Source organism: Streptomyces sp. NPDC017520 (genome assembly GCF_044329855.1).
Lineage (GTDB): Bacteria > Actinomycetota > Actinomycetes > Streptomycetales > Streptomycetaceae > Streptomyces.
In genome coordinates this window covers 72917-94408 of record NZ_JBIRKB010000011.1, presented here as the reverse complement: position 1 = coordinate 94408, position 21492 = coordinate 72917, and the positions used below count along the sequence as shown (strand labels likewise).

21 protein-coding genes are annotated in these 21492 nt (G+C 71.2%); 8 read left to right on the top strand and 13 right to left on the bottom strand.

All coding sequences use genetic code 11. The annotated features are described in order from the left end of the window. The 3 genes from ACH4KB_RS25585 to ACH4KB_RS25575 form a co-directional block, all read right to left on the bottom strand. Positions 1-3136, bottom strand: a 3136-nt coding sequence (locus ACH4KB_RS25585; protein ID WP_398068230.1) for a hypothetical protein, incomplete at its 3' end; no start/stop codon positions are given. A 210-nt stretch (positions 3137-3346) separates the two neighbouring features. Further along, on the bottom strand, positions 3347-4831 hold the full coding sequence (locus ACH4KB_RS25580; RefSeq protein WP_398068229.1) for a peptidoglycan D,D-transpeptidase FtsI family protein: 1485 nt from the start codon (positions 4829-4831) through the stop codon (positions 3347-3349). 186 nt (positions 4832-5017) lie between these two features. Beyond that, entirely contained in the window at positions 5018-5863 is an 846-nt protein-coding gene (locus tag ACH4KB_RS25575; RefSeq protein ID WP_398068228.1) for an LLM class F420-dependent oxidoreductase, read from the bottom strand. A gap of 174 nt (positions 5864-6037) precedes the next feature. Between ACH4KB_RS25575 and ACH4KB_RS25570 the strand changes: the two genes are divergently transcribed. Beyond that, positions 6038-6502: a sel1 repeat family protein gene (locus ACH4KB_RS25570; protein WP_398068227.1), complete on the top strand. Its 465-nt coding sequence runs from the start codon at positions 6038-6040 to the stop codon at positions 6500-6502. Between the two features lie 204 nt (positions 6503-6706). Here the strand turns inward: ACH4KB_RS25570 and ACH4KB_RS25565 are convergent, their stop codons facing one another. The 7 genes from ACH4KB_RS25565 to ACH4KB_RS25535 all read right to left on the bottom strand — a co-directional run bounded on the left by ACH4KB_RS25565 (position 6707) and on the right by ACH4KB_RS25535 (position 15648). Next, positions 6707-7072 carry a DUF6463 family protein gene (locus ACH4KB_RS25565; RefSeq protein ID WP_398068226.1) on the bottom strand — a complete coding sequence of 122 codons (366 nt, stop codon included), beginning with the start codon at positions 7070-7072 and terminating at the stop codon, positions 6707-6709. 37 nt (positions 7073-7109) lie between these two features. Further along, on the bottom strand, positions 7110-8696 hold the full coding sequence (locus tag ACH4KB_RS25560; RefSeq protein ID WP_398068225.1) for an APC family permease: 1587 nt from the start codon (positions 8694-8696) through the stop codon (positions 7110-7112). Positions 8697-8923: 227 nt separating this feature from the next. Next, positions 8924-10390 carry an aldehyde dehydrogenase family protein gene (locus tag ACH4KB_RS25555; protein WP_398068224.1) on the bottom strand — a complete coding sequence of 489 codons (1467 nt, stop codon included), beginning with the start codon at positions 10388-10390 and terminating at the stop codon, positions 8924-8926. Next, positions 10387-12126, bottom strand: a complete 1740-nt coding sequence (locus ACH4KB_RS25550; protein ID WP_398068223.1) for an amidohydrolase family protein — start codon at positions 12124-12126, stop codon at positions 10387-10389. The genes ACH4KB_RS25555 and ACH4KB_RS25550 overlap by 4 nt, the downstream gene beginning before the upstream one ends. Before the next feature lie 521 nt (positions 12127-12647). Beyond that, positions 12648-13769, bottom strand: a complete 1122-nt coding sequence (locus ACH4KB_RS25545; protein ID WP_398068222.1) for an LLM class flavin-dependent oxidoreductase — start codon at positions 13767-13769, stop codon at positions 12648-12650. 119 nt (positions 13770-13888) lie between these two features. Then, the gene (locus ACH4KB_RS25540; RefSeq protein WP_398068221.1) at positions 13889-14692 is read right to left on the bottom strand and encodes an SDR family NAD(P)-dependent oxidoreductase; all 804 of its coding nucleotides are present in this window, start codon (positions 14690-14692) and stop codon (positions 13889-13891) included. Positions 14693-14703: 11 nt separating this feature from the next. Beyond that, positions 14704-15648: an LLM class F420-dependent oxidoreductase gene (locus ACH4KB_RS25535; protein WP_398068220.1), complete on the bottom strand. Its 945-nt coding sequence runs from the start codon at positions 15646-15648 to the stop codon at positions 14704-14706. Between the two features lie 242 nt (positions 15649-15890). Here ACH4KB_RS25535 and ACH4KB_RS25530 point away from each other — a divergent pair, with 242 nt between their 5' ends. The 4 genes from ACH4KB_RS25530 to ACH4KB_RS25515 all read left to right on the top strand — a co-directional run bounded on the left by ACH4KB_RS25530 (position 15891) and on the right by ACH4KB_RS25515 (position 17979). Then, the gene (locus ACH4KB_RS25530) at positions 15891-16337 is read left to right on the top strand and encodes a VOC family protein (protein ID WP_398068219.1); all 447 of its coding nucleotides are present in this window, start codon (positions 15891-15893) and stop codon (positions 16335-16337) included. A gap of 69 nt (positions 16338-16406) precedes the next feature. Continuing rightward, positions 16407-17267, top strand: a complete 861-nt coding sequence (locus tag ACH4KB_RS25525; protein WP_398068218.1) for an aldo/keto reductase — start codon at positions 16407-16409, stop codon at positions 17265-17267. Between the two features lie 80 nt (positions 17268-17347). Continuing rightward, entirely contained in the window at positions 17348-17575 is a 228-nt protein-coding gene (locus ACH4KB_RS25520; protein WP_398068217.1) for a type II toxin-antitoxin system VapB family antitoxin, read from the top strand. Beyond that, positions 17572-17979: a PIN domain nuclease gene (locus ACH4KB_RS25515; protein WP_398068216.1), complete on the top strand. Its 408-nt coding sequence runs from the start codon at positions 17572-17574 to the stop codon at positions 17977-17979. Before ACH4KB_RS25520 ends, ACH4KB_RS25515 begins: the two co-directional genes overlap by 4 nt. Before the next feature lie 37 nt (positions 17980-18016). Here ACH4KB_RS25515 and ACH4KB_RS25510 read toward each other — a convergent pair whose 3' ends face one another. The 3 genes from ACH4KB_RS25510 to ACH4KB_RS25500 form a co-directional block, all read right to left on the bottom strand. Continuing rightward, positions 18017-18505: a DUF6924 domain-containing protein gene (locus tag ACH4KB_RS25510; protein WP_398068215.1), complete on the bottom strand. Its 489-nt coding sequence runs from the start codon at positions 18503-18505 to the stop codon at positions 18017-18019. 263 nt (positions 18506-18768) lie between these two features. Then, positions 18769-18993 (bottom strand): DUF397 domain-containing protein, encoded by a 225-nt coding sequence (locus tag ACH4KB_RS25505; protein ID WP_398068214.1) that lies wholly within the window; start codon positions 18991-18993, stop codon positions 18769-18771. Next, positions 18990-19844, bottom strand: coding sequence for a helix-turn-helix domain-containing protein (locus ACH4KB_RS25500; RefSeq protein WP_398068213.1), 855 nt, complete (start codon positions 19842-19844; stop codon positions 18990-18992). The genes ACH4KB_RS25505 and ACH4KB_RS25500 overlap by 4 nt, the downstream gene beginning before the upstream one ends. A 194-nt stretch (positions 19845-20038) precedes the next feature. Between ACH4KB_RS25500 and ACH4KB_RS25495 the strand changes: the two genes are divergently transcribed. From ACH4KB_RS25495 to ACH4KB_RS25485, 3 genes are read left to right on the top strand one after another with little or no spacing between them, the layout of a single operon-like run. Further along, the gene (locus ACH4KB_RS25495) at positions 20039-20461 is read left to right on the top strand and encodes an ATP-binding protein (protein WP_398068212.1); all 423 of its coding nucleotides are present in this window, start codon (positions 20039-20041) and stop codon (positions 20459-20461) included. Beyond that, positions 20458-20805 carry a hypothetical protein gene (locus ACH4KB_RS25490; protein WP_398068211.1) on the top strand — a complete coding sequence of 116 codons (348 nt, stop codon included), beginning with the start codon at positions 20458-20460 and terminating at the stop codon, positions 20803-20805. Before ACH4KB_RS25495 ends, ACH4KB_RS25490 begins: the two co-directional genes overlap by 4 nt. Next, the gene (locus tag ACH4KB_RS25485) at positions 20802-21359 is read left to right on the top strand and encodes a hypothetical protein (protein WP_398068210.1); all 558 of its coding nucleotides are present in this window, start codon (positions 20802-20804) and stop codon (positions 21357-21359) included. The genes ACH4KB_RS25490 and ACH4KB_RS25485 overlap by 4 nt, the downstream gene beginning before the upstream one ends. The last annotated feature ends 133 nt before the right edge of the window (positions 21360-21492 follow it).

Sequence of the window (21492 nt, the reverse complement as noted above, 5' to 3'; positions counted from 1 at the left end):
GCAACGACGCCGGCACCGCGTACGTGGTGCCCGTCGCGCCGGAGATCGCCACGCCGTCCGCCTTCCACTGGTAGGCCCACGAGGAGGGCTTCGGCGACCACGCGCCCCGGCCGACCCCGACCGTCGCGCCGACCTTGACCGTGCCGGAGATCACCGGCGCGATCGTCGCCTTCGGGGCGTCGCCCCTGGCGACCGTGACCGCCGCCGAGGTTCCCTGGGCGTCCGGGTCGCCGGTGCGGCGGGCGGTGACGGTGACGGTGATCTTCTTGCCGAGCAGCGACGCGGGCACGGCGTACGTGGCGGCCGTGGCGCCGGAGACCGCCACACCGTCCGCCTTCCACTGGTACGCGTACGAGGACGGCGGCACCGTCCAGGAACCGGTGCTCGCGCTCAGCGTCGCGCCGACCTTGGCCGCCCCGGTGATCACCGGCGGCTGGGTGGAGGCGAGCCGCGCGGGCGTGACGGTGAACGAACCCCGCGGGTGCTCGACGCCGTTGTGCGTGATGACGGAGACGCTCCAGACGCCGGTCGCGGCGCCGGTCAGGTCGAGGACCGCCGTGAGCGTCCTGCGGTCGGCGGAGACGGCGGTGGTCGTCGACTCCACCTTCTTGCCGCCGAGGCCGAGGCGGACGACGTCGTCCTTGTGCAGGGCCGTCCCCGTGAGCGTCACCGTCACCTTGCCGCCCGCCGATCCGGTGGTCGGGGCGACCGTCCCGATGGTGACCGTCTCCGCACCGCAGCGGATGCCGGAGCAGACGGCCTCCGCCGAGTACGAGGTCTTCGCGGCGGTCTCCGGGAGCGACAGGACCAGGGTGCTCGGGGTGGGGTCCTTGGAGTAGGGCTCGCTGACGGCGCACTGGTAGCCGGTGGGGATGTACTTCACGCAGCCGTTGTCGAGGCCGGCGTCGTAGAGCGCGGGGACCGCCGTCGCCTCGGCGCCGTCGGTGTCGCTGATCTTCATGGCGAAGCGGTCGCGGTAGGCGGTCGGCAGCGCCGCGCAGAAGGTGCTGTGCGCCTCGTCGAGGGTGCCGGTCACGGGGCCGTACCCGTAACTGACGTTGGGCACCGCGACGCATCCCTCGGCGGGGCCGGCCGAGGTGGCGATGCGCACGGCGTCGAACCGGTAGTCGGGCGCGGCCTTCAGTCCGGCGCGCACGGTGACCAGGACCTGGTAGCTGGTGGAACCGGTGACCGCGCACGCCTGGTTCCGGTTGCACAGGGCCTCGCCGTTCGCGCCGTACACCACCACGTTCGCGGTGCCCAGGGCGTCGCGCACATCGACGTGCACGGTGTCCTCGGCATCGGTGGTCGTGATCCGGCGGCAGCGCAGCTCACCGGGGGCGCCCATCTCGCCGCCCGAGGAGGGGCCGCCGGCCCTGACCACCGGGTTGGGCGCGCAGCCCTTCGCGGTGGCGGTGACGTCCCTCCGGGTCAGCGTGTAGGTGGTCTTGCTGTCCCGGCCCGTGAACAGCACGGTGTACGCGGCGCCGGGCTTCAGCTCGCAGGTGGTCCAGGTGCTGGTCGAGGGGTAGATCGAGCAGGCCTCGACGCCCTTCTCGTCCAGCACCGTGAACTCGGCTGTCAGCGTCTGCCCCGGCGCGGCCTGCAACTGGAGGTTCTCCCGCCCGCTGTGCGCGTCGGCGGGGATGCTCAGGCACTGCGAGAAGACTCCGTCGCCGGTGGTGATCCGGGCGGCGGGGCTCTGTGCGGTGAAGTCGCCGGCCGGGACGGCCGGGCAGCCGGACGCGACGTCGGTACGGTGCAGCGCCAGCGCGTAGGCGCCGGTCGCCGGCTCGTCGTCGGTGGAGACGATCAGCCGGAAGGGCGCCCTGCCGTCCAGCTCGCAGGTGCCGGACGTGAGGGCGGACCCCTCGCACTGGTACGCGCCGTCGGCGTCGTACACCGTCGTCTCGGCGTGCGGGCCCGGCCCGCCGAGGGGCTTCAGCGCGGCCATCCGGGCCCCGGTGGGAAGGTCCAGGGAGACGCAGTCGATCTCCCCCGCCGAGGCGAAGCCGGACCGGTACAGACCCATTCCGGCGGGCACGCAGCCGGCGTCCGAGGCGCGGTCGATGACGAGGGTGGCCTGGTCGGTGTAGACCGTGTAGTCACCGGCCGCGGGAAGATCGCACCCGTCCCAGGTATTGCAGACGGTCTTGCCGGCGCGGTCGTAGACCGTGAGCTTGGTGCGGGAGGTGTCGACCGCGTAGACCTCGTGGGGCCCGGCGTGGGCCGCGGTGAACGTCTTGCAGCCGGTGGCCGGAGTCACGGTGGTGGGCGCGGAGTTGTAGGCGTTGACCGGGATCCGGGCGCAGCCGGCCGGGTCGGAGATCCGGCGGACCTTCAGCGTGTACTCGGCCGGGAAGCCGCCCTCCGCCTCCCTGACGTGGGACAGGACGCGGTAGGGGCCGTCGCCCGGGAGCACGCAGCCCTCGCTGTCGTCCTCGTTGAAGCGCGGGCAGATCCGGGCGCCGGTCTCGTCGGTGATCCAGGAGAGGCCGTGGCCGTACCTCGTGGTGGTGATCTCGTCGGTGAGCCGCTCGCCCGGCTTCGCCTCGATCCGCACGCACTGCACGGCCGTCGGGCCCGCGGTCATGGCCACGAGGGGCGGGGTGTCCCAACCGGTCGGGATCGGGGCGGCGCAGCCCTCGTCCGTGCCGATCGGGACCAGGCCGAAGGTGAACCGGCTGGTGTCCGCCCAGTTGTTGAGCAGCCGCAGCGTGTACGTGCCGGTGCGCTCAAGACGGCACCAGCCCTCGCCCCACTGCGGGTCGTAGCAGTCGACCTGCTCCTCGCCGTCGTAGACGGTGGCGTACACGTTGTGACTTCCGGTGCCCGACTCCAGGAGGCGGTGCAGGCCGGGCTTCGCGACGGTGAAGGTGTAGCAGGCGGTCCCGTCGGCGGGGAGGGTGAGCGTGTTCCCCTCGGGCGCGGCCTCGCCGTACGCGGAGAGCGGGAAGGACGGGCAGTCCTCGGCGGCGGCGGCCTGGGCGGCGGTCGTGGCGGCGGATGCCGTGGCGGTGGCGGTACTCGCGCGCGCCGCCCCCACGGGGACCAGCAGCGTGACCAGAACGGTGAACGTGAGCAGAAGTGCGGTGTACGCCGCGGATCTCGCGGCTGTACACAGACGTGGTGGCATGGGTCCGTTCCCCCCGGAGCGGTGAAGGATGTGCTCCGGGTCTCGGCGGACAGCTCGTTCGGCGGGCCTCTGAGCACAACGACATGTGCCCGCCCTGTGAAGGGGCGGGCACATGATGATCGCACAGCTGAGCGACCGGACGACACGTCAATTCGGAGCCGCCGCGCCGGTCCCCGGTCCGGCACGATCCGAACGGGAGGCCGGGGGGTCTCAGTCGCCCAGCACCGCCTGCATCACGCTCTTCGCGATCGGGGCGCCGAGCCGGCCGCCCGAGATGTCGGAGCGGGAGATGTCCATGTCCGTCGGGTCGATGAACACGGCGACCGCGACCGAACGGCCGTCGTCCTTCTTGCCGTAGCTGACGAACCAGCCGTACGGGACCTCGTCGCGGACGTCCACGCCGCGCTGGGCGGTGCCCGTCTTGCCGCCGACCGTCACACCGTCGATCAGGGCGCGCTGGGCGCTGCCCTCCTTCGCGGTGTACTCCATCATCTCCTGGACCTTCTTCGCCGTCTCGGACGAGACGGCCTGGCTCATCTCCATCGGCTCGTTCTTCTCCAGCGTGGAGAGGTCCGGGCCGCGCAGCTCGTCGACGATGTAGGGCTGCATCAGCTTGCCGTCGTTGGCGAGGGCCGCCGTGACCATCGCCATCTGCATCGGGGTGCTGGTGAGGCTGCCCTGGCCCATGCCGGTGAGGGCCGTGCCGGGCTTGTCGAGCTTCGGCGGGTAGAGGCTCTTCGTGGCGAGCATGTCGCCGAACTCCTCCGCGTACACGTCCTCGTTGAAGCCGAACTTCTCCGCCGTCTCCCGCATCCGGTCCTCGCCCAGTTCGGACGCCGCGTCGAGGAAGACGTTGTTGCAGGAGTACTGCATGGCGGTCTTCATCGACGCCTTGTTGCACACCGCGTCGCCCGCCTCGCTGCCGATCTTGTTGGTGGAGAGCGGGAGCGGGTAGGGCGAGACCGCGTCCGTCTTGGCGTCCACGTCCGTGACCACACCGTGCTCCAGCGCCGCCGCGGCCGTGAGGATCTTGAAGGTGGAGCCGGGCGGGTAGGTCTCGCGCAGCGGGCGGTTGGCCAGCGGCTTGCCCTTCTTCTTCTCCAGCGCCGTGAAGCGGTCGCTCTCCTTGAAGGAGATCCCGGCGAAGGTCTCGGGGTCGTACGAGGGCGTGGAGACCAGGGACAGCACCTTGCCGGTGCGCGGGTCCAGGGCGACCACCGCGCCCCGGGCGCCCAGGTCGGTGAGGCCCTTGTAGGCCGCCTTCTGCGCCTTGGCGTCGATCGTGGTGATCACGTCGCCGCCGCGCCGGGGCTGCCCCGTCAGGATGTCCTTGGCGTGCCGGAAGGCGAACCGGTCGTCCTGGCCGCTGAGGACGCTGTCGTAGGTCCGCTCCAGCAGCGAGGTGCCCCGGGACTGGGAGGCGTACCCGGTGACGGGCGCGTACATCGCACCGTCCTTGTTGGTCCGGAGGAACGCGTAGTCCCGGCTCTCGGTCTCCTTCGATCCGGTGATCGCCTTGCCGCCGACGATGATGTCGCCGCGCGGGGTGGCGAACCGTTCGAACCGCACGCGGGCGTTCTTCTCGTGCTGGGCCAGCTCCTGGCGGTCGACGTGCTGGAGCCAGTTGGCCCGCAGCAGCAGGGCCAGCACCAGCAGCCCGCAGAAGATGGCTATGTGCCGCAACGGCCTGTTCATTCCACTCCCCACCCGGGCGGGCTCCGGTCCGTACGACGGGGCGCCCGCCGACCGGGCCCGCGTATGCGTTACCCGATGAACAAGGATGCCCTGTGGACGCGCCCGGTTGCACCGGCGGCCCCGGACACCCGCCCTCGGTGGTACACGGCGTGACCGCCGGTGGTACCCGGCGTAGTCGCGTAGCCGTCAGAGGTACGCGGCGTAGTCGTCCAGCCTCCGCAGGACCTCCGGCTCGTCCGCCGGGGGCAGCTGGAGCACGACCTCCTCGATGCCCAGCTCCGCGTAGTGGGCGAGCTTCCCCGGGCTGGGCAGCACCGCGTACGGCACCACCTGGAGGCCTTTCGGGTCGCGCCCGGCCTCCTCCCAGGCCGCCCGCAGCTTCGGCAGGGACTCGGTGAGGCCCCCGCCGCCGATGGGCAGCCAGCCGTCCGCGTACTCCGCGATGTGCGCGAACAGCTTCGGGCCCGCCCTGCCGCCGATCAGGGTGCGCGGGCCGTTGACCGGGCCGCGCGGGCGCTGGGCGGGCTTGGGGTGCGCCTCGCTCGCCCGCACCGACCCGAACACGCCCTCGTACGCGGTCGGCTCGTCCGACCACAGGGCCCGCATCAGGGCCATCCGGTCCCGCGCCAGCTCCCGGCGCGTGGACCACTCGACCCCGTGGTCGGCCGCCTCCTCGACGTTCCAGCCGTAGCCGACGCCGAGGGTGAACCGGCCGCCGGAGAGGTGGTCCAGGGTGGCCGCCTGTTTGGCCAGGCCGATCGGGTCGTGCTGGGCGACCAGGGTGATGCCGGTGCCCAGGGCGAGGCGCTCGGTGACGGCGGCGGCCTGGCCGAGGGCGACGAACGGGTCCAGGGTGCGGCCGTACTCCCGGGGCAGCTCCCCGCCCATCGGGGACGGCGTGGAGCGGATCACCGGGATGTGCGTGTGCTCGGGCAGATACAGCCCGCCGAACCCCCGCTGCTCCAGCTCGCGGGCGAGCCTGACCGGGGTCACCGTCTCGTCGGTGAGGAAGATCGTTGTGGAGATCCGCATCGAGAACACCTCCGTCGTCCGTCAGCGCGTCATGCGTGCGAAGGGCCAAGGTATGCCGTACGACAAGGAAATCCGAGACCGTCGTCCGTGTGCGTCGGGAGCGGACGGAGAGGAGTTGCGATGGGGCCGGGACTGGGGCCGGGGCCGGGGCGGGGAATGGGGCGGGGACCGGGAATGGGGCCGGGACTGGGGTACTTCCTGTTGCCGGCGGGCGGCGCGCTGAGCCTGACGGGGGTCGTCACCGGCAACGGCACGCTGATCAGCCTGAGCTGGATCATGTGGGTGCTCGGGATCCTGCTGCTGTTCCGGAGCCGTACGCGCCGCCCCGTCGATCCGGCGAAGCTCGCGGCGGCGGCCGCGGCCGGGGACGCCCGGGCCGTGCGGGGGCTGCGGGCGCTCGCCCTGACCGCGCGGGCCGAGGGGCGCCCCGACACGGCCGAGCGGCTGCTGCGGCAGGCGGTGAGGGCCGGTGACGTGGAGTCGATGTGGGAGCTGGGCCGCCTGGTCGAGCAGCGCGAGGGGCTGGCGGCGGCGGAGCTGTGGTTCCGGATGGCGGCGGAGGCCGGGCACGCGGTGGCCAAGCGGCTGTTCCGGCCGGGCGGCGCGCTGCACCCGGACGGGGCGGACCCGGCGCCTTAGGGCGTGTCCGGCGGATCAGGGCCTGGGCCGGCCTGGGCCCCTGCGCGCACGGACGCGGAGGACCGGAGACTGCCGCTCCGCCTCGACGGGGCCCACCTCATTCCGCACCCCGTGGAGCGCCGAGAGGCGGGCGCGCATCTCGTCTCCGAGGTGAAGGGCGGCCCTGCCGGAGCTGCCGGCCGCTCCGGCGCTCGCCGTGCCCGCCTACGCGCCCCCGGACCGCAGCGACCTGCGCAGCAGGACGCCGCCGATCCCCACCAGGCTCGGAAACCCGCTCTTCGGCATGGCCACCGTGCCGACCACGCCGACGGCGGTCAGGGCGATGCCCGCCGCGCGCTGGGCCGGGATGTCGTCGTGCTCCTCCGCCGAGCGCAGCAGCCGTCCGCCCAGCCACAGGGTGGGGGCGGCGGCCATGAACCAGAAGGCGGCGGCACGGTCGCCCCGTTCGGGCACGGAGCCGACCCCGTCCCGCCCCAGGTCGGCGAGCACGTCGCGGTAGATCACCGCGCCGATGGCGCCGTGGGCGATACCGACCACCTGGAGCCATCGCCCCGTCGAAGCTCGCGTCATGGGCTCATCGTACGAGGCACCGCGTGGCCCCGGGGGTTCAGTCCCGGACCACGAGGGCCGGGGTCTCCTTCGTCAGGACCTCGCCCCGGAAGAACGCCGGGCTGCGGCGCTCCATCGCGACCATCAGCACGACGCCGAGGAGCAGCAGCCCCACGCCGATGACGAACACCGATCCGACGCCGAGGACCGAGGATCCGGAGCCGTACGCCGGGTCCCACATGTCGTAGAGGGTCTTGGTGAAGACGGCGGCGAGCAGGGTTCCGCCGAGCAGGGGGAAGAGGCCCTTGAAGACGAGGTCCCGGGCGGAGCGGGTCAGTTCGGCGCGGAAGTACCAGGCGCAGGCGAAGGCGGTCAGCGCGTAGTAGAAACAGATCATGAGGCCGAGCGCGTAGATGGTGTCGACCAGGACGTGCTCGCTGACCAGGGTCATCACGGTGTAGAAGACGCCGGTGCCGATGCCCGCCGTGATCGTCGCCCGGCCAGGGGTCTTGAAGCGGGGGTGGACCTTGGCGTACGAGGCCGGCATCGCCTCGTACGCGGACATCGCGAGCACCGTGCGGGCCACCGGGATGAACGTGGTCTGGAGGCTGGCGGCGGCCGAGGCGAGGACCGCGAGGAAGAGCAGGACGCCGAGGCCGGGGCCCATCACCGGTCCGGCGAGGGCGGCGAAGACGTTGTCGGAGGTGTCCGGGTTGGCGAGGCCGAGCCCGGAGGTGCCGGAGCCGACGGCCATCTGCGCGGCGATGCCGGTGGCGAGGTAGGAGCCGACCAGGACGACCATCGCGATGAGGGCCGCGCGGCCGGGGGTCTTCTCGCTGCCGGTGGTCTCCTCGTTGGCGGTCAGGCAGGCGTCCCAGCCCCAGAACATGAAGATCGAGAGGGACAGCCCCGCCGTGAAGGCCGCGAAGGACTGGACGGCGAACGGGTTCAGCCAGGACCAGGAGAAGTCGAGCGAGGAGGCGAACTCCGGCCCGCCGCTGCCCGCCTTGCTCAGGGCCATCGTCACGAACACGGCGAGGACGACCAGCTGGAGCCCGACCAGGGCGTACTGGATGCCCTTGGTGGCGGTCATGCCCCGGTAGCTGATGGCGGTGGCGACGGCGATGAGGACCAGGCAGGTGAGGATGTGGACCGGCTTGCTGTCGTCCAGGGCGGCGACCGACGCACTGCCGGTGATCTCCCCCGCGAGCAGCCAGAAGTACGAGGTGGCGACGCCCGCCAGGTTGGACAGCACGATGATCGTCGCGATCACCAGGCCCCAGCCGCACATCCAGCCGACGCGCGGGCCGAACGCCTTCACCGTCCAGGTGAAGGAGGTGCCGCAGTCCGGCATCGCCCGGTTCAGCTCGCGGTAGGCGAAGGCCACGAGCAGCATCGGCAGGAATCCGGCCAGGAAGACGGCGGGCATCTGCACGCCGACCTCTCCGGCGGTGGAGCCGAGGGTGGAGGTCAGGCAGTAGACGGGGGCGACGGTCGAGACGCCGATGACGGCGCTGCCCATGAGACCGACGGAGTTCCCGCCGAGCCCCTTGCCCCGTACGCCACCGCGGCCGTCACCACCGTCGGCCGGGGCACTTCCCCGTACCGTGTCTCCGGCCCCTGGCCGCGCGTCCAGCTGAGTCATGAGGAGGACGCTATGCGCTGCGATATCCACATCCGGAGCGTGAGACTCCAACGTCTCACCCTTGGATATATCAGCCAACTCCCCATGAACGCTTCATCAATTCAAGGTCACATTCGCGTGAAACCTTGCAATACACGCCGTGCGGCCAGGCATGGCAACGTACGGTAATCGCAGCCCTGTCCATTTTGTACTGATTCAAAATTTTCCCGCGCCCTCGTGGAGCGCCCTCAGCCGGGCCAGACGATCGCCTGCGTCTCGCTGTAGGCGTGCAGCGCGTACGAGCCCACGTCCCGCCCCACCCCGCTCTTCTTGAACCCGCCGAACGGGGCCTCCATGTTCCGCCCGACCGTGTTGACGCCGACCCCGCCCGCGCGCAACCGGCGGGCGATCCGGAAGGCGCGGGCCACGTCCCGGGACCACACGTAGTCGATGAGGCCGTAGTCGCTGTCGTTGGCCAGGGCGACGCCCTCCTCCTCGTCGTCGAAGGGGACGACCACCACGACCGGCCCGAAGATCTCCTCGCGGACCACCCGCATGTCCGGCGTGCAGTCGGCCAGCAGCGTGGGCGCCACGTAGAAGCCCCGGTCCAGGTGGCCCGGCCGGGCGCCGCCGGTGACGATCCGCGCGCCCTCCTTCCGGCCCAGCTCGACGTACGCCTCGACGCGGTCGCGGTGGGCCGCGGAGATGACCGGGCCGACGACGGTGGCCCGGTCGCGGGGGTCGCCGACGGTGAGCCGGTTCGCGTACGCGGTGAGCGCGGCGATCAGCTCGTCCTGCCGGGACCGGTGGACCAGGACGCGGGTCGGAGCCGTACAGATCTGTCCGCTGTAGAAGGAGAACGTCGTGCCGATGCCCGCGACGGCCACGTCCACGTCGGCGTCGTCGAGGACGAGCGCCGCGCCCTTGCCGCCCAGCTCCATCAGCTGCCGTTTCATCCCGCGCCCGCACACCTCCGCGATGCGCTGCCCCACGGCGGTGGACCCGGTGAAGCTGACCATGTCCACGTCCGGGGAGTCGACCGCGGCCTCTCCCGCCTCCGCGCCCGACCCGGTGACGACGTTCACGACGCCCGGCGGAACACCCGCCTCCGTGAGGGCGGCGGCCATACGGTAGACGGAGAGCGGGTCCTGCGGGGCGGGCTTCACCACGACCGTGTTGCCCATCGCGAGCGCGGGCGCGATCTTGCCCGCCGGGTTGGCCCAGGGGTTGTTGTACGAGGTGACGCACGTGATCACGCCGACCGGCTGGCGGACGGCCAGCGCCCCGAAGACTCCGGCCCGCCCCATCGGACCGGCCTCGTTGATCTGGGGTGCGACGGCTTCCTCGACGGGTTCCAGGGCCCCGCGCGCGTACCGCCGGAAGCGGGCGATGCCCACCCCCACCTGTAGGGACCGGGCGGTGGAGGCGGTGGCGCCGCTCTCCGCCCGCGCGACCTCGGCGTGCGCGAGGAAGTCGCGCTGGACCATGTCGGCGGCCCGGTCGAGGATCGCGGCACGCTCCTCGGGCCGGGTCCGCGACCAGGCCGGGAAGGCCGCTTTCGCCGCCGCGGCGGCCTCGTGCACCTGGGCGCGGCTCGCCTCGGGGGCGAGGCCGACGACCTCCTCGGTGGCGGGGTCGATGACCTCGTAGTGCCCGGCGGCGGGCTCGGTCCACTCCCCGCCGATGAAGAGCTTGCCGGGGCCGCTGTCGCTCACGCCGTACTCACCGTCCGGGTGTCGCGGCCCGAGCGCAGCACCGTCCCCGGCACCGCCCCGGTCACCTTGTCGTCGCGCAGGGTCTCTACCCCGTTGACGCGTACGGAGACGATCCCGATGGCCTTGGAGTCCAGGCGCGGGCTGTCCCCGGGCAGGTCGTGGACGAGGGTGGCGGGCCCGGCGTCGATCCGCTCGGGGTCGAAGAGGACGAGGTCGGCGTGGAAGCCCTCCTCGATCCGCCCGCGCTCGCGCAGCCCGAAGAGCCGCGCCGGGTCGTCGGTGAGCATCTTCACGGCGGCGGTCAGGGAGACGAGTCTCCGCCCCCGCAGACAGTCGCCGAGGAAGCGCGTGGTGTACGGGGCCCCGCACATCCGGTCCAGGTGCGCGCCCGCGTCGGAGCCGCCGAGCAGGACGTCCTCGTGCTCCCAGGTCCGCTGCCGCAGCGCCCAGGAGTCCGGGTCGTTGTCCGTGGGCATCGGCCACAGGACCGTACGCAGGTCGTCGGCGGCGCAGATCTCGACCAGGCAGTGGAAGGCGTCCTGGTCGCGCTCGGCGGCGATGTCGTCGACGACGCGTCCGCTGAGCCCCTCGTTCGCGGCGCTGTAGGTGTCCCCGATGACGTAACGGCCGAAGTTGGCGAGCCGGCGGAAGACCCCGGCCTCCTTGCTGTCGGCACGGCGCAGCATCTCGGCGCGGGTGCCGGCGTCCCGGAGGCGTTCGATCCGCTCGGCGACGGGGAGGGCGAGGATCTCGCCCCATCCGGGGATGAGGTTGAGGGCGCAGAAGGTGCCGAGCGACATGTTCATGGGGGTGAGGATCGGCATGGTGAGGGCCACGATCCGCCCGCCGGCGCGACGGGCTCGCTCACTCGGGATCAACTGGCGTGGTACGCGTTCGGGGACGGCGGCGTCGATGGTGAGGACGTTCCAGTTGAGCGGGCGTCCGGCGGCGGCGGTCATGTCGACGAAGAGGTCGATCTCCTCGTCGGAGAACTGGTCCAGGCAGCCGGCGACGATCGCCTCCAGCTGCGTCCCCTCGTGCTCGCCGACCGCGCGGGACAGGGCGAGCAGTTCCTCGGGCCGGGCGTGCCGGGAGGCGACGGGCTCGCCGTCACCGTCGGAGTGGGTGGAGGACTGGGTGGTGGAGAGCCCCCAGGCTCCCGCGTCCATCGCGTCGTGGAACAGGGCGAGCATGGCGTCCAGCTGCGCGGGCGTGGGCTGCCCGCCGATCGCGTCCGCGCCCATGACGTACCGGCGCAGGGCGCAGTGCCCGACCATGAACCCGGCGTTGACGGCGATGCGCCCTTCGAGGGCGTCGAGGTACTCGCGGAAGGTGGACCAGCTCCAGTCGACGCCTTCCTCCAGCGCGGCGAGCGCCATTCCCTCGACCCGCGACATCATCCGCCGGGTGTAGTCGGCGTCCTCGGGCCGGTCGGGGTGGAGCGGGGCGAGGGTGAACCCGCAGTTGCCGCCCGCGACGGTGGTGACGCCGTGGTTCATGGAGGGGGTGGCGTAGGGGTCCCAGAAGAGCTGGGCGTCGTAGTGGGTGTGCGGGTCGACGAAGCCGGGGGCGAGGACGAGCCCGTCGGCGTCCTCGCTGGTGACGGCCTCTTCGGTGATCGTCCCCGGCTCGGCGACGACGGCGATCCGGCCCTCGCGGATGCCGACGTCGGCGGTACGGGCGGGGCCGCCGGTGCCGTCCACGACGGTCGCGCGGCGGATGAGGTGGTCGAGCATGACGGTTCCCTTCTCGGGTTTCCTTCTCCGGCTCGGTGCGTGGGACGGCTCGGGCGCGTGGGACAGCTCGGGCGCGTGGGACAGCCGGGGTGCGCACGCTTTCGGCCGCGGTACGCACCCCGGCTCATCAGGGCGACGGTCCGGGAAGACGCCGCCCGGCTTGTCGGCGGGGGCTCGGCCCCCACACCCCCGCTCCTCAATCGCCGGAGGGGCTTGAAAACCCGACCCCGGCGGCAAACCCAGCCCGCCGGCGTTTGAGGCGCGCATCTCACAGCCCGGCCGGCGATCGAGGCGCGCATCTCAGCCCCTCCGGCGATTGAGGAGCGGGGTCCGGGGCGGAGCCCCGAACACCAGCCCCGCCGGCGATTGAGGGCGCATCCCAGCCCCGCCGGCGTTTGAGGCGCGGGGTCCGGGGCGGAGCCCCGAACACCAGCCCCGCCGGCGTTTGAGGCGCGGGGCTCGGGGCGGAGCCCCGACGTGGGCCCGGGGCCGCGCGGGGCCCGGGGCGAAGCCCCGTGCGGTCAGCCCGCGGCCCGGAACCGCGAGGTCCGATGCACGGGATCCGTATCGATCCGCGGAATCACATGCTCCCCGATCAACCGGATCGTGTTCATCGTGTCCTCGGGACTGATCCCGATCGGCAGCCCGAAGCTCAACTGGTCCGCCCCCGCCCGATCCCACCGCCGGCACTGCTTCAGCACCTCGTCGGGATCCCCGCAGATCATCAGCTCCTCCGCGATGAGCAGCTCGACGATCTCCTCGGTGTACTCCGGCAGCAGCTGCGGCCACTCCGGGATCCCCTCCGGCCGGGGGAACGTGTCGTGGTAGCGGAACAGCAGCGACTGGAGGTAGTTGAGCCCACCGCCGACCGCGATCTCCACCGCCTTGGCGTGCGTCTCGGCGCAGATCGCGGTGGACGTCACCATCACGTTGTCGTTGACGAACGCGCCCACCGGCTCGGCGTCCTTGACCGCGTTCTTGTAGGACTCGACGACCCACTCCATGTCGGAGACCTTCTGCACGCTGAAGCCCAGCACGCCGAGCCCCTTCCTGCCCGCCATGGCGTACGAGGACGGCGACCCGGCCGCGTACCACATGGCCGGGTGGGACTTCCCGTACGGCTTCGGCAGGATCTTGCGCGGCGGCAGGGACCAGTGCTTGCCCTGGAAGCCGACGTACTCGTCCTGGAGCCACATCTTGGGGAACTCCGCGATCGTCTCCTCCCACAGCTCCTTCGTGTGGTTCATGTCGGTGATGCCCGGCATGAACCCGAGGATCTCGTGGCTGCCCGCACCCCGCCCGGTGCCGAACTCGAAGCGTCCCTCGGAGAGATGGTCGAGCATCGCGACCTTCTCGGCGACCTTCACCGGATGGTTGACGGGGGCGAGCGGGTTGAAGATGCCGGAGCCGAGGTGGATGCGCTCGGTGGCGTGGGCGAGATAGCCGAGGTACACGTCGTTGGCGGAGAGGTGCGAGTACTCCTCCAGGAAGTGGTGCTCGGAGGCCCAGGCGTACTTGAAGCCGGACTTGTCCGCCTGGATGACGTACTCGGTCTCCTCGATCAGCGCCTTGTGCTCTGCCTCGGGGTCCACCCTGGCACGCGCGGCGGGCACGTACCCCTGAACAAAGAGCCCGAATTCCACGGAGGTTCACCGTCCTCAAGTTCTTCATGTTCTTCCGGCGATTTTCCTGACGTACCGTCAGATTGCGATGCGACCGACTGTTCCACCACCGCCGCGACCCGTCAATAGCTGACGTACCGTCAGAACGGGCTGACGCCCGCCAGCCACCCCCCGTCCACGACGAACGGCTGCCCGGTGATGTACGAGGAGTCCGGGCCGGTCAGGAACAGGACCAGCGCGGCGACCTCCTCGGGCCGGCCGATCCGCCCCATCGGCACGAGCTTGCGGTAGTACGCGTCCAGAGCCGCGCTCGACGTCGACAGGTCGGTGTCCGCGTCCGCGTCCAGCAGCGCCGGGTTGCTCATCGCGGTGTCGACGGCCCCCGGGCAGACGGCGTTGACCCGGATGCCCTTCCCCGCCAGCTCCATGGCGGCGACCTTGGTCAGCCCCAGCACCGCGTGCTTGGTCGCGGCGTAGGCGCCGACCAGGGGCATGCCGGTCAGACCGGTGTACGAGGACGTGTTGACGATCGTCCCGCCGCCCGCGGCCTCGATCTCGGGTGCGACGGCGCGTATCCCGAGGAACGCGCCCGTCATATTGACCCGCACCACCTGCTCGAACTCGGCCAGCGGGGTGTTGACCAGTTCGTTGAAGCGCAGGATGCCCGCGTTGTTGACGAGCCCGTCGATCTTCCCGAAGGAGTTTTTGGCCACGGCGACGGCGGCGGCCCAGTCCTCCTCGCACCCCACGTCCAGCCGCACGAACCGGGCGGCGTCCGCCCCGAACTCCTCACCCAACTCCGCTGCCAACGCCTCCCCTTGCCCGACCAGCACATCGGCGACGACGACCCGCGCACCCTCGGCCGCGAAGAGCCGCGCCTCCTGCTCGCCCTGCCCGCGCGCCGCCCCGGTGACCAGGACGACCCGCCCGTCCAGCTTGCCCATGTCCGTCTCCTTCACGTACCGAGGTGAGGGGCCACGTCCGCGCCGAACGCCGCCATCTGATCGGTCAGTTCGTCCACGCTCCGGCTCCGGAAGCGGACCTGGATCTGGTGCACGCCGATCGCCGCGTACTCCCGCAGCGACTCCGCGAGGGCCTCCGGCTTCCCTGTGAGCGTCCGCCGCCCCACGGACCAGCCGGGCTCACCCACGTACAGCGGCTCGGCGATCGCACCGACGACGATCGGCGCCTCGATCCCCGCCTCCTCCCGCAGGGCGTGCACCCGGGCGATCTGCGCGGGCAGCCGGTCCCGGGCATCGCCCTGCGGCAGCCACCCGTCCCCGCGCACGGCGGCCCGGCGGGTGGCGGCCGGCGAGGAGCCGCCCACCCAGATCGGCACCCGCTCCTGGGCCGGCCGGGGCAGCTGCCCGAGCCCGCCGAACGAGAACCGCTCCCCCGCGAACTCCGGGTACTCCTCGGGCCCGAGCGCGGCCCGCAGCGCGTCGATCGACTCGTCCAGCACGCTCCCGCGCCCGTCGAAGTCCGCCCCGACCGCCTCGAACTCCTCCCGTACGTGCCCGGCCCCGACCCCGAGGATCAGCCGGCCACCGCTGAGGTGGTCGAGGGTGGCGTACTGCTTGGCGGTGACGAGCGGGTGGCGCAGACCGACGACGGCGACATGGCTCATCAGGAGGACACGCTCGGTGACTCCGGCGAGAAAGGCGAGCGTGGCGACGGGGTCGTACCAGACGGTGCTCATGCCGTCCGCCAGCCGCCGCGGGATGGCGACGTGATCGCAGCCGGCGACGTAGGCGAAACCGCCGCGATCGGCGGCGCGGGCCACGCGGACGAGATCGGCGGGGGCCGCCGCCGCCTCCCAGGGTTCCGCGTAGATGACGCTCTGTGACTGGACCGGCAGCTGCATCCCGTACGACAGCGGCCCGCTGGGCAGTATCGGCACGGCGGCCTCCTTCCCCTCCGGCCCGGGCGGGTCCACCCCGGGCGACGGCCGCCATCGTCATACCTGACGGTCCATCAGACAAGGGGCGGGGTTACATCGGAGCCCATCGAAGGCGGGTGCCGATGAATTGCGCGGCCGCCGACAGTCAGAAGTGGTAGCCAGGACGGATCGACCGACGCGAGGGCGGCCCGGCCGGCAGACGGCACGCGGCACGAACGACCGACAGCGCAAGGAGAACGACCATGACGGCTTCCACCGACGACAGCACCGACGCCACCAACACCGCCACCAGCACGGGCACGGGCACCGGCACCGGCACCGGCACCGGGGGCATCACAGGCCTCGGCGTCATCATCGGCAGCACTGACTCCGCCGCCCTGATCGCCTGGTACCGCGCCGCACTGGAGCCCCTGGGCGCCCGCTGGGCGGAGCACTTCCTGATCGTCGGCCCCGGGGCGATCATCGGATTCGACGAGCGCGACGACGTGGCGGACAAGGCCGCCGAGCCGGGCCGACAGCTGATCAACCTCACCGTGCGCGACATCCGGGCGGCCGAGAAGCACCTCAACACGCTCGGGGTGACCTGGGTGCGGCCGGTCGAGGACACCGGGGGCGGCTGGTTCTTCTCCACGATCGTGGACCCGGTGGGCAACTACCTCCAGCTCCTCCAGGGCCCGGGAACACCCTGAATCCTTTCCTCCGCACAGCACGGGCGGCTACGTTGTCGGAGCCGTCCGAACAAGGGAACTCCAGCGAGCATGCCGAACGTGCCGAACATGCCACCGACGACGACCTTCCGTATCGGCGGAGACCTGACCGTGAGGCGGCTGGGGTTCGGTGCGATGCACCTGCCCACCGAACGGCCCGAGGACCGCGAGGCGGCCATCGCCGTGGCCCGCCGGGCCGTCGAGCTGGGGATCACCCTGATCGACACGGCCCACCTGTACGGGTACGGGGCCAACGAGGAGCTGCTGGCTGAGGCGCTCCACCCGTACCCGGACGACCTCCTGATCACGACGAAGGTCGGCGTCGTCCGCTCCGCCGAGACGGGCGACTGGGCCCTGAACGGCCGCCCGGAGTCCCTGCGCGCGGAGGTGGATCACGCCCTGCGCCGACTCCGCGTCGACCGGATCGAGCTGCTCCAGCTCCACCGCATCGACCCGGAGACCCCGCTCGCCGACCAGCTCGGCACCCTGCGGGAGCTGCGCGAGGCGGGCAAGGTGGGCCGGGTCGGCCTCTCCGAGGTGACGGCCGCCGAGCTGGCCGAGGCCAGGGAGATCGTCGACATCGCGAGCGTCCAGAACCGCTACAACCTGACCGACCGCGAACACGAACCGGTCCTCGCGGCGTGCGAGGCGGCGGACATCGCCTTCCTGCCGTGGCGCACGGTGGCCTGGGGCAAGGCGGGCGACCGCGCGGAGGTGGCGGCCGTGGCCGCCGAGCTGAACGCCACCCCCACCCAGATCTGCCTGGCCTGGCTGCTGGACCACTCCCCGGTGATGCTCCCGATCCCGGGCACGTCCAGCGTCGCCCACCTGGAGGAGAACACAGCGGCGAAGGACATCGTGCTCACGCCGGAGCTGCGGGCGCGGCTGGACGGGGTCGGGGGGAGTGCGTAGCTCCAGCACCGGGATCCACCCTGAGATACATTCACTCATGTACATTGGTATACATGGTTGTATACATCGAGGGGTGAAGCATGAGTCGAACGGTCATCGATCTTGACGACGAAGCGCTCGAGGCGGCCGCCAAAGAGCTGGGAACCACGACGAAGCGCGAGACGATCAACACCGCGCTGCGGGAGATCGTCGAGCGCAATCGACGCCTGCGCGCCCTGCACGAGCTGCAGGACATCGCCCAGGACGGCGGCTTGGACATGGATTTTCTCCTTGACAAGCGCCGCTATCGAGGAGGCCCTGCGGCGTGAGTGTCGCCGACTACCTCATCGACACATCGGCGCTCGCCCGCATCCTCCTGCGCCAGAGCACCGATGACTGGAACCGTCGCATCGGTGCGGGCCTCGTCGCCCTGTGCGACCTCACCGAGCTGGAACTGCTTTATTCCGCCCGCTCCACCGAGGACCGCGAAAACCTACGGGAGCGGCTGGCTCTGTTCACTTGGTGCCCCATGCCGGACGGGGTGTTTCGGCGTGCCCGCACGGTACAAGAACAACTCACCACCAAAGGAGGGCACCGAAGCGCCGGACCCGTGGATCTACTGGTGGCCGCTACCGCGGAACAGTCGGGCCTGACCCTGCTCCACCACGACCGCGACTTCGAGACCATCGCCCGCACCACCGGACAACCCACCAGGATGCTGGAACTGAGGTAGCCGCCGGACTGCGGCAGCCGCCCGGCCGACCCGCACCTCACAGGTCCCGTACGACCCCGTCCGGATCGTCGGCGGCGTCCTCGGCGAATTCGGGGAAGTCCACATTCGCGAGCTGAAGATTCCCGTGGACCATATGGACGGCGTCCGGCACCACACGCACCTCGCGGGGCGGCGGGGAGTCGATGAGCTCCTGGTAGTAGACCGGGTCGAGGTCCTGGTCGTCGTCCGCGCCGAGATCGAGCGCGAGCAGCGGACGCAAGGGGGAGCGCATGGTGACGCCGTCGGCGAGGAACACCACGCCCAGCTCCTCGTCCCGCGCCGCCGCGACAAGAGCCTCATCACCCGTGACCCCGTCCCACCGCCGATCGTCGACCATATGCACCGGCGGCTCCCACTCCCTGCCCCCGACGACGCGTCCCAGCTCGGCGATGACCTCGCTCCACGCGGAGTCATCGGTGTAGTCGGTCCGGATGACGAGAGGCGTCCACTCGTCGGCCCGGACGATCTCCGGCAAGTCTTCTTTCACTGTTTGCTCCCCGGCTCGTGCGGTGCGCCCGGTTTCGGGTTGTCCGACCATTACGGCTCCGAGCGAGGTGGCTTCCTACGCTGCGACCTTCTCCGAGCCGGCGGAATCGGCCGTCTACGGTGCGGCCGCCCGAAGGCTGATCAAGGCCGCCCTGGATGCGCTCGACCCACCCGACTGCCGCTGAGATCGGTCCGCACCACCCTGCTGGGGCAACACCTCGGAGCGCTGGGAAGCACGGCCGACTCTAGCCAGTCAGCCGTTTCTCAGAGGGAGCCGTCCCGTACGGCGATGACGAAGGCCTGCCACTGCGCCGGGGCGAAGGTGTGCGCACCCAGGGCGCGGTCTTTGGTGTCGCGGACCGCGTGGCGGCCGGAGGGCAGGACGGCATGCTCGACACAGCCGTTGTTCGACCCGCTGTACGTGCTCTTGTGCCAGCGTGCGCGTTCAAGCCCGGTCTCCGAAACCCGGGAAGCCGAGTCCTCGATCATGATCTGGTTTCCTCGATGAGCTCGCGAATGTACTGCCGAGATGCGGTGGGTGACAGCGCGGCAGCAGTCAATTCGTCCCATGCCTTGATGTACGCCTGCACATCAGGCCGCTGCTCCAGCAACGTACCACCGGTGATGTGCTCCAACCACACCACTTCCACCGGCGGATCGGCCTGCAGCCCGAAGACGGTGAACGGCGCGTACTGCTCCATCGGCAGCGCGGATTTCAACGGCAGTATCTGAATGCTGACATTCGACGACGAGCCTGCTTCCAGCAGGTGTGTCAACTGCCCGGAAACCAGATCCGGGCCCCCGCCGATGCGGTGCAGTGCAGGGGCGTCGATCACGGCTCGGAGCCTGAAACCGAGCCTGTCGTCGAGCAACTCCTTGCGCTTCATGCGGGTCTCGACGAGGAACTCCACTTGGTCAGCGGGTGAAGCAACCTCGAACAGGTGGCGCATGTACGCCTCGGTCTGGAGCAACCCCGGAATGACCATCGGCTCGAACGTGCGAACAGCTTGGGAGTCTGCCTCCAGCATCAGGTAGTCCTTGAGAACGTCGTGGAGGAAGGGCCCTTGACCGCTCCACCAGTCGACCTTGTGGATCTCCTTCGCCAGCCGCTTCAGGCTGGCTCGCTGCCGTTCGTCCTCCACTCCGTAGAGGTTGAGGAGGGTCGTCAGGTCGAGCGGGCGGATGCCCCGCTTACCGTTCTCGATCTGGCTGATCTTGGGCTGCCCGCACTCCAGCGCCTCCGCCGCGTCCTGGACCTTGAGGCCGGCGTGCAGCCGTAGCTGTCGCAGTTCACCGCCGAGTCGGCGGCTCCGCATCGTGGGCATGTCGCTCTGAGCCATGGCGCCATCCTGAAGGCCAAGTCCGGGCAGGCACAACACACTTCGGAAACTTGCACCCTCTCGGATGACATAGCGAAGGAATACTTGCCTAAGTGACGCTTCGCGCGGCACCATCCTCCCCGTGGCCGAAAGCGCCTGATCGACCACGGACTGTTGATCAGTGGTGCGCTACTCACTTCGTTCCGGAGGAACCGATGACCGTCACCCCCACCACCGACCCCGCCCCGCCCGACTACCGCCAGGAACTCGTCGCCCGCCCCGAGACGCTCGCGATCATGCGGCGCATCGTCAGCGCCCACCTCGACCTCTGGGACCTGCGCGACCTGAGCGACGCCGCCACTCTCTGCGCCCACGAGCTCCTCACCAACGTCATGCGGCACACCGGGTCGCCGCTCTGCACGATCACGCTCCGCCGCAAGCCCGACGGCGTACGCGTCACCGTCAGCGACTCCGACACCCGGCCGCCCGAACGCCGCGCCCCCGAGTGGAACGAGGAGAACGGGCGCGGGGTCCTCCTGATCGCCGCGCTCGCGGCGCAGTGCGGCACCGTGATGCGGCGGGACGGCAAGGACGTCTGGGCCGACATCCTCGCCCCGGCGCCCGCGTACTCGGCGTGAACAGGGCCCTGCCGCGCGCCAATTGGTGCCACGCCGACAGCACCGGCACCCCGACCGCCCCACCCCCGGACGACCTCCTCACCACCGCGCCCGGCCAGGCCGTCACCTGGATGCGTGAATCCGTACGAGGGCTGACGCCGGACCTCGACCGCGTCGCCCGGCACCGGGCCCGGACCTGGCTCGACGCCCGTCACACCGCCGAGGCCGCCGTCCGCTGCCTACGGCGGGGCCAGCGGTACGCGTACGAGCCGGCGGCCCACGAAGGAGCCTGGCGCCGGACCGCGTACCCGGTCTCCGCCCTCCCCCTGTTACCGAACCACCAGCCGCTCAGGAGCCACGCATGACCGACACGGACACGCCCGCACCCACGCACACGCAGCCCGCACCCCCGTCCCCCTCCGCCGAGTTGCGCGCCGCGCTCAGCGAGGCCGGGCTGCGCGCGGGGGTCACGGACGCGGACGCGGGGAACGGCGTACGGATCGCGCCTCTCGACCCCGCCGACGCACGCCAGCTCGCCCGCCTGATCCGCACCGGCACCAAGCGCGCCCTCAAGACCGCCCGCGCCCTGCGCGAGATCTGCGAGGGATACCGGATCGACCTCCCCGGACTCCGGGTCGAGCGCGGCCGCATCACCCTCGGCCCCGTCCGCGTCGACGACGCCGCACGCCTGGCCCGGCTCCTGGGTGCGGTGCCGCCGACCACCGAGCAGCCGGGCGCGGAGGCGGGCACAGGCGCTGACGCCGGCACCGTGATGGCCATGCTCGACCACACCTTCCCGCAGGCCACCGGCGGCGGCACCCTCCCCGTATCCGTACAGGAGCACACCCCTGGCCTCCTGGAGCTGGGCTCGATCGACGCCAGGACCGCGCGGCGCCTGATCCTCGCACTTCAGTTCTGAACGGCCGCTCCGCGCAGGGTCGTTGACAGGGACGTCCCCTGACGGGATTCTGCGAGAGCGCTCTTCTATCGATGTAAATCGTCATGGCAGTCGTCGTCACCGTCCCCGTCACCGCCGCCACCGTTGCCGTCAT

Excerpts from the sequence above, each read along its gene's own strand:
- ACH4KB_RS25565 (WP_398068226.1), bottom strand. The coding sequence starts at position 7,072 with ATGACGCGAGCTTCGACGGGGCGATGGCTCCAGGTGGTCGGTATCGCC.
- ACH4KB_RS25500 (WP_398068213.1), bottom strand. The coding sequence starts at position 19,844 with ATGGCTCAGAGCGACATGCCCACGATGCGGAGCCGCCGACTCGGCGGT.
- ACH4KB_RS25530 (WP_398068219.1), top strand. The coding sequence starts at position 15,891 with ATGACGGCTTCCACCGACGACAGCACCGACGCCACCAACACCGCCACC.
- ACH4KB_RS25575 (WP_398068228.1), bottom strand. The coding sequence starts at position 5,863 with ATGCGGATCTCCACAACGATCTTCCTCACCGACGAGACGGTGACCCCG.
- ACH4KB_RS25505 (WP_398068214.1), bottom strand. The coding sequence starts at position 18,993 with ATGATCGAGGACTCGGCTTCCCGGGTTTCGGAGACCGGGCTTGAACGC.
- ACH4KB_RS25560 (WP_398068225.1), bottom strand. The coding sequence starts at position 8,696 with ATGACTCAGCTGGACGCGCGGCCAGGGGCCGGAGACACGGTACGGGGA.
- ACH4KB_RS25540 (WP_398068221.1), bottom strand. The coding sequence starts at position 14,692 with ATGGGCAAGCTGGACGGGCGGGTCGTCCTGGTCACCGGGGCGGCGCGC.
- ACH4KB_RS25570 (WP_398068227.1), top strand. The coding sequence starts at position 6,038 with ATGGGGCCGGGACTGGGGTACTTCCTGTTGCCGGCGGGCGGCGCGCTG.
- ACH4KB_RS25580 (WP_398068229.1), bottom strand. The coding sequence starts at position 4,831 with ATGAACAGGCCGTTGCGGCACATAGCCATCTTCTGCGGGCTGCTGGTG.
- ACH4KB_RS25525 (WP_398068218.1), top strand. The coding sequence starts at position 16,407 with ATGCCGAACGTGCCGAACATGCCACCGACGACGACCTTCCGTATCGGC.
- ACH4KB_RS25485 (WP_398068210.1), top strand. The coding sequence starts at position 20,802 with ATGACCGACACGGACACGCCCGCACCCACGCACACGCAGCCCGCACCC.
- ACH4KB_RS25550 (WP_398068223.1), bottom strand. The coding sequence starts at position 12,126 with ATGCTCGACCACCTCATCCGCCGCGCGACCGTCGTGGACGGCACCGGC.
- ACH4KB_RS25495 (WP_398068212.1), top strand. The coding sequence starts at position 20,039 with ATGACCGTCACCCCCACCACCGACCCCGCCCCGCCCGACTACCGCCAG.
- ACH4KB_RS25520 (WP_398068217.1), top strand. The coding sequence starts at position 17,348 with ATGAGTCGAACGGTCATCGATCTTGACGACGAAGCGCTCGAGGCGGCC.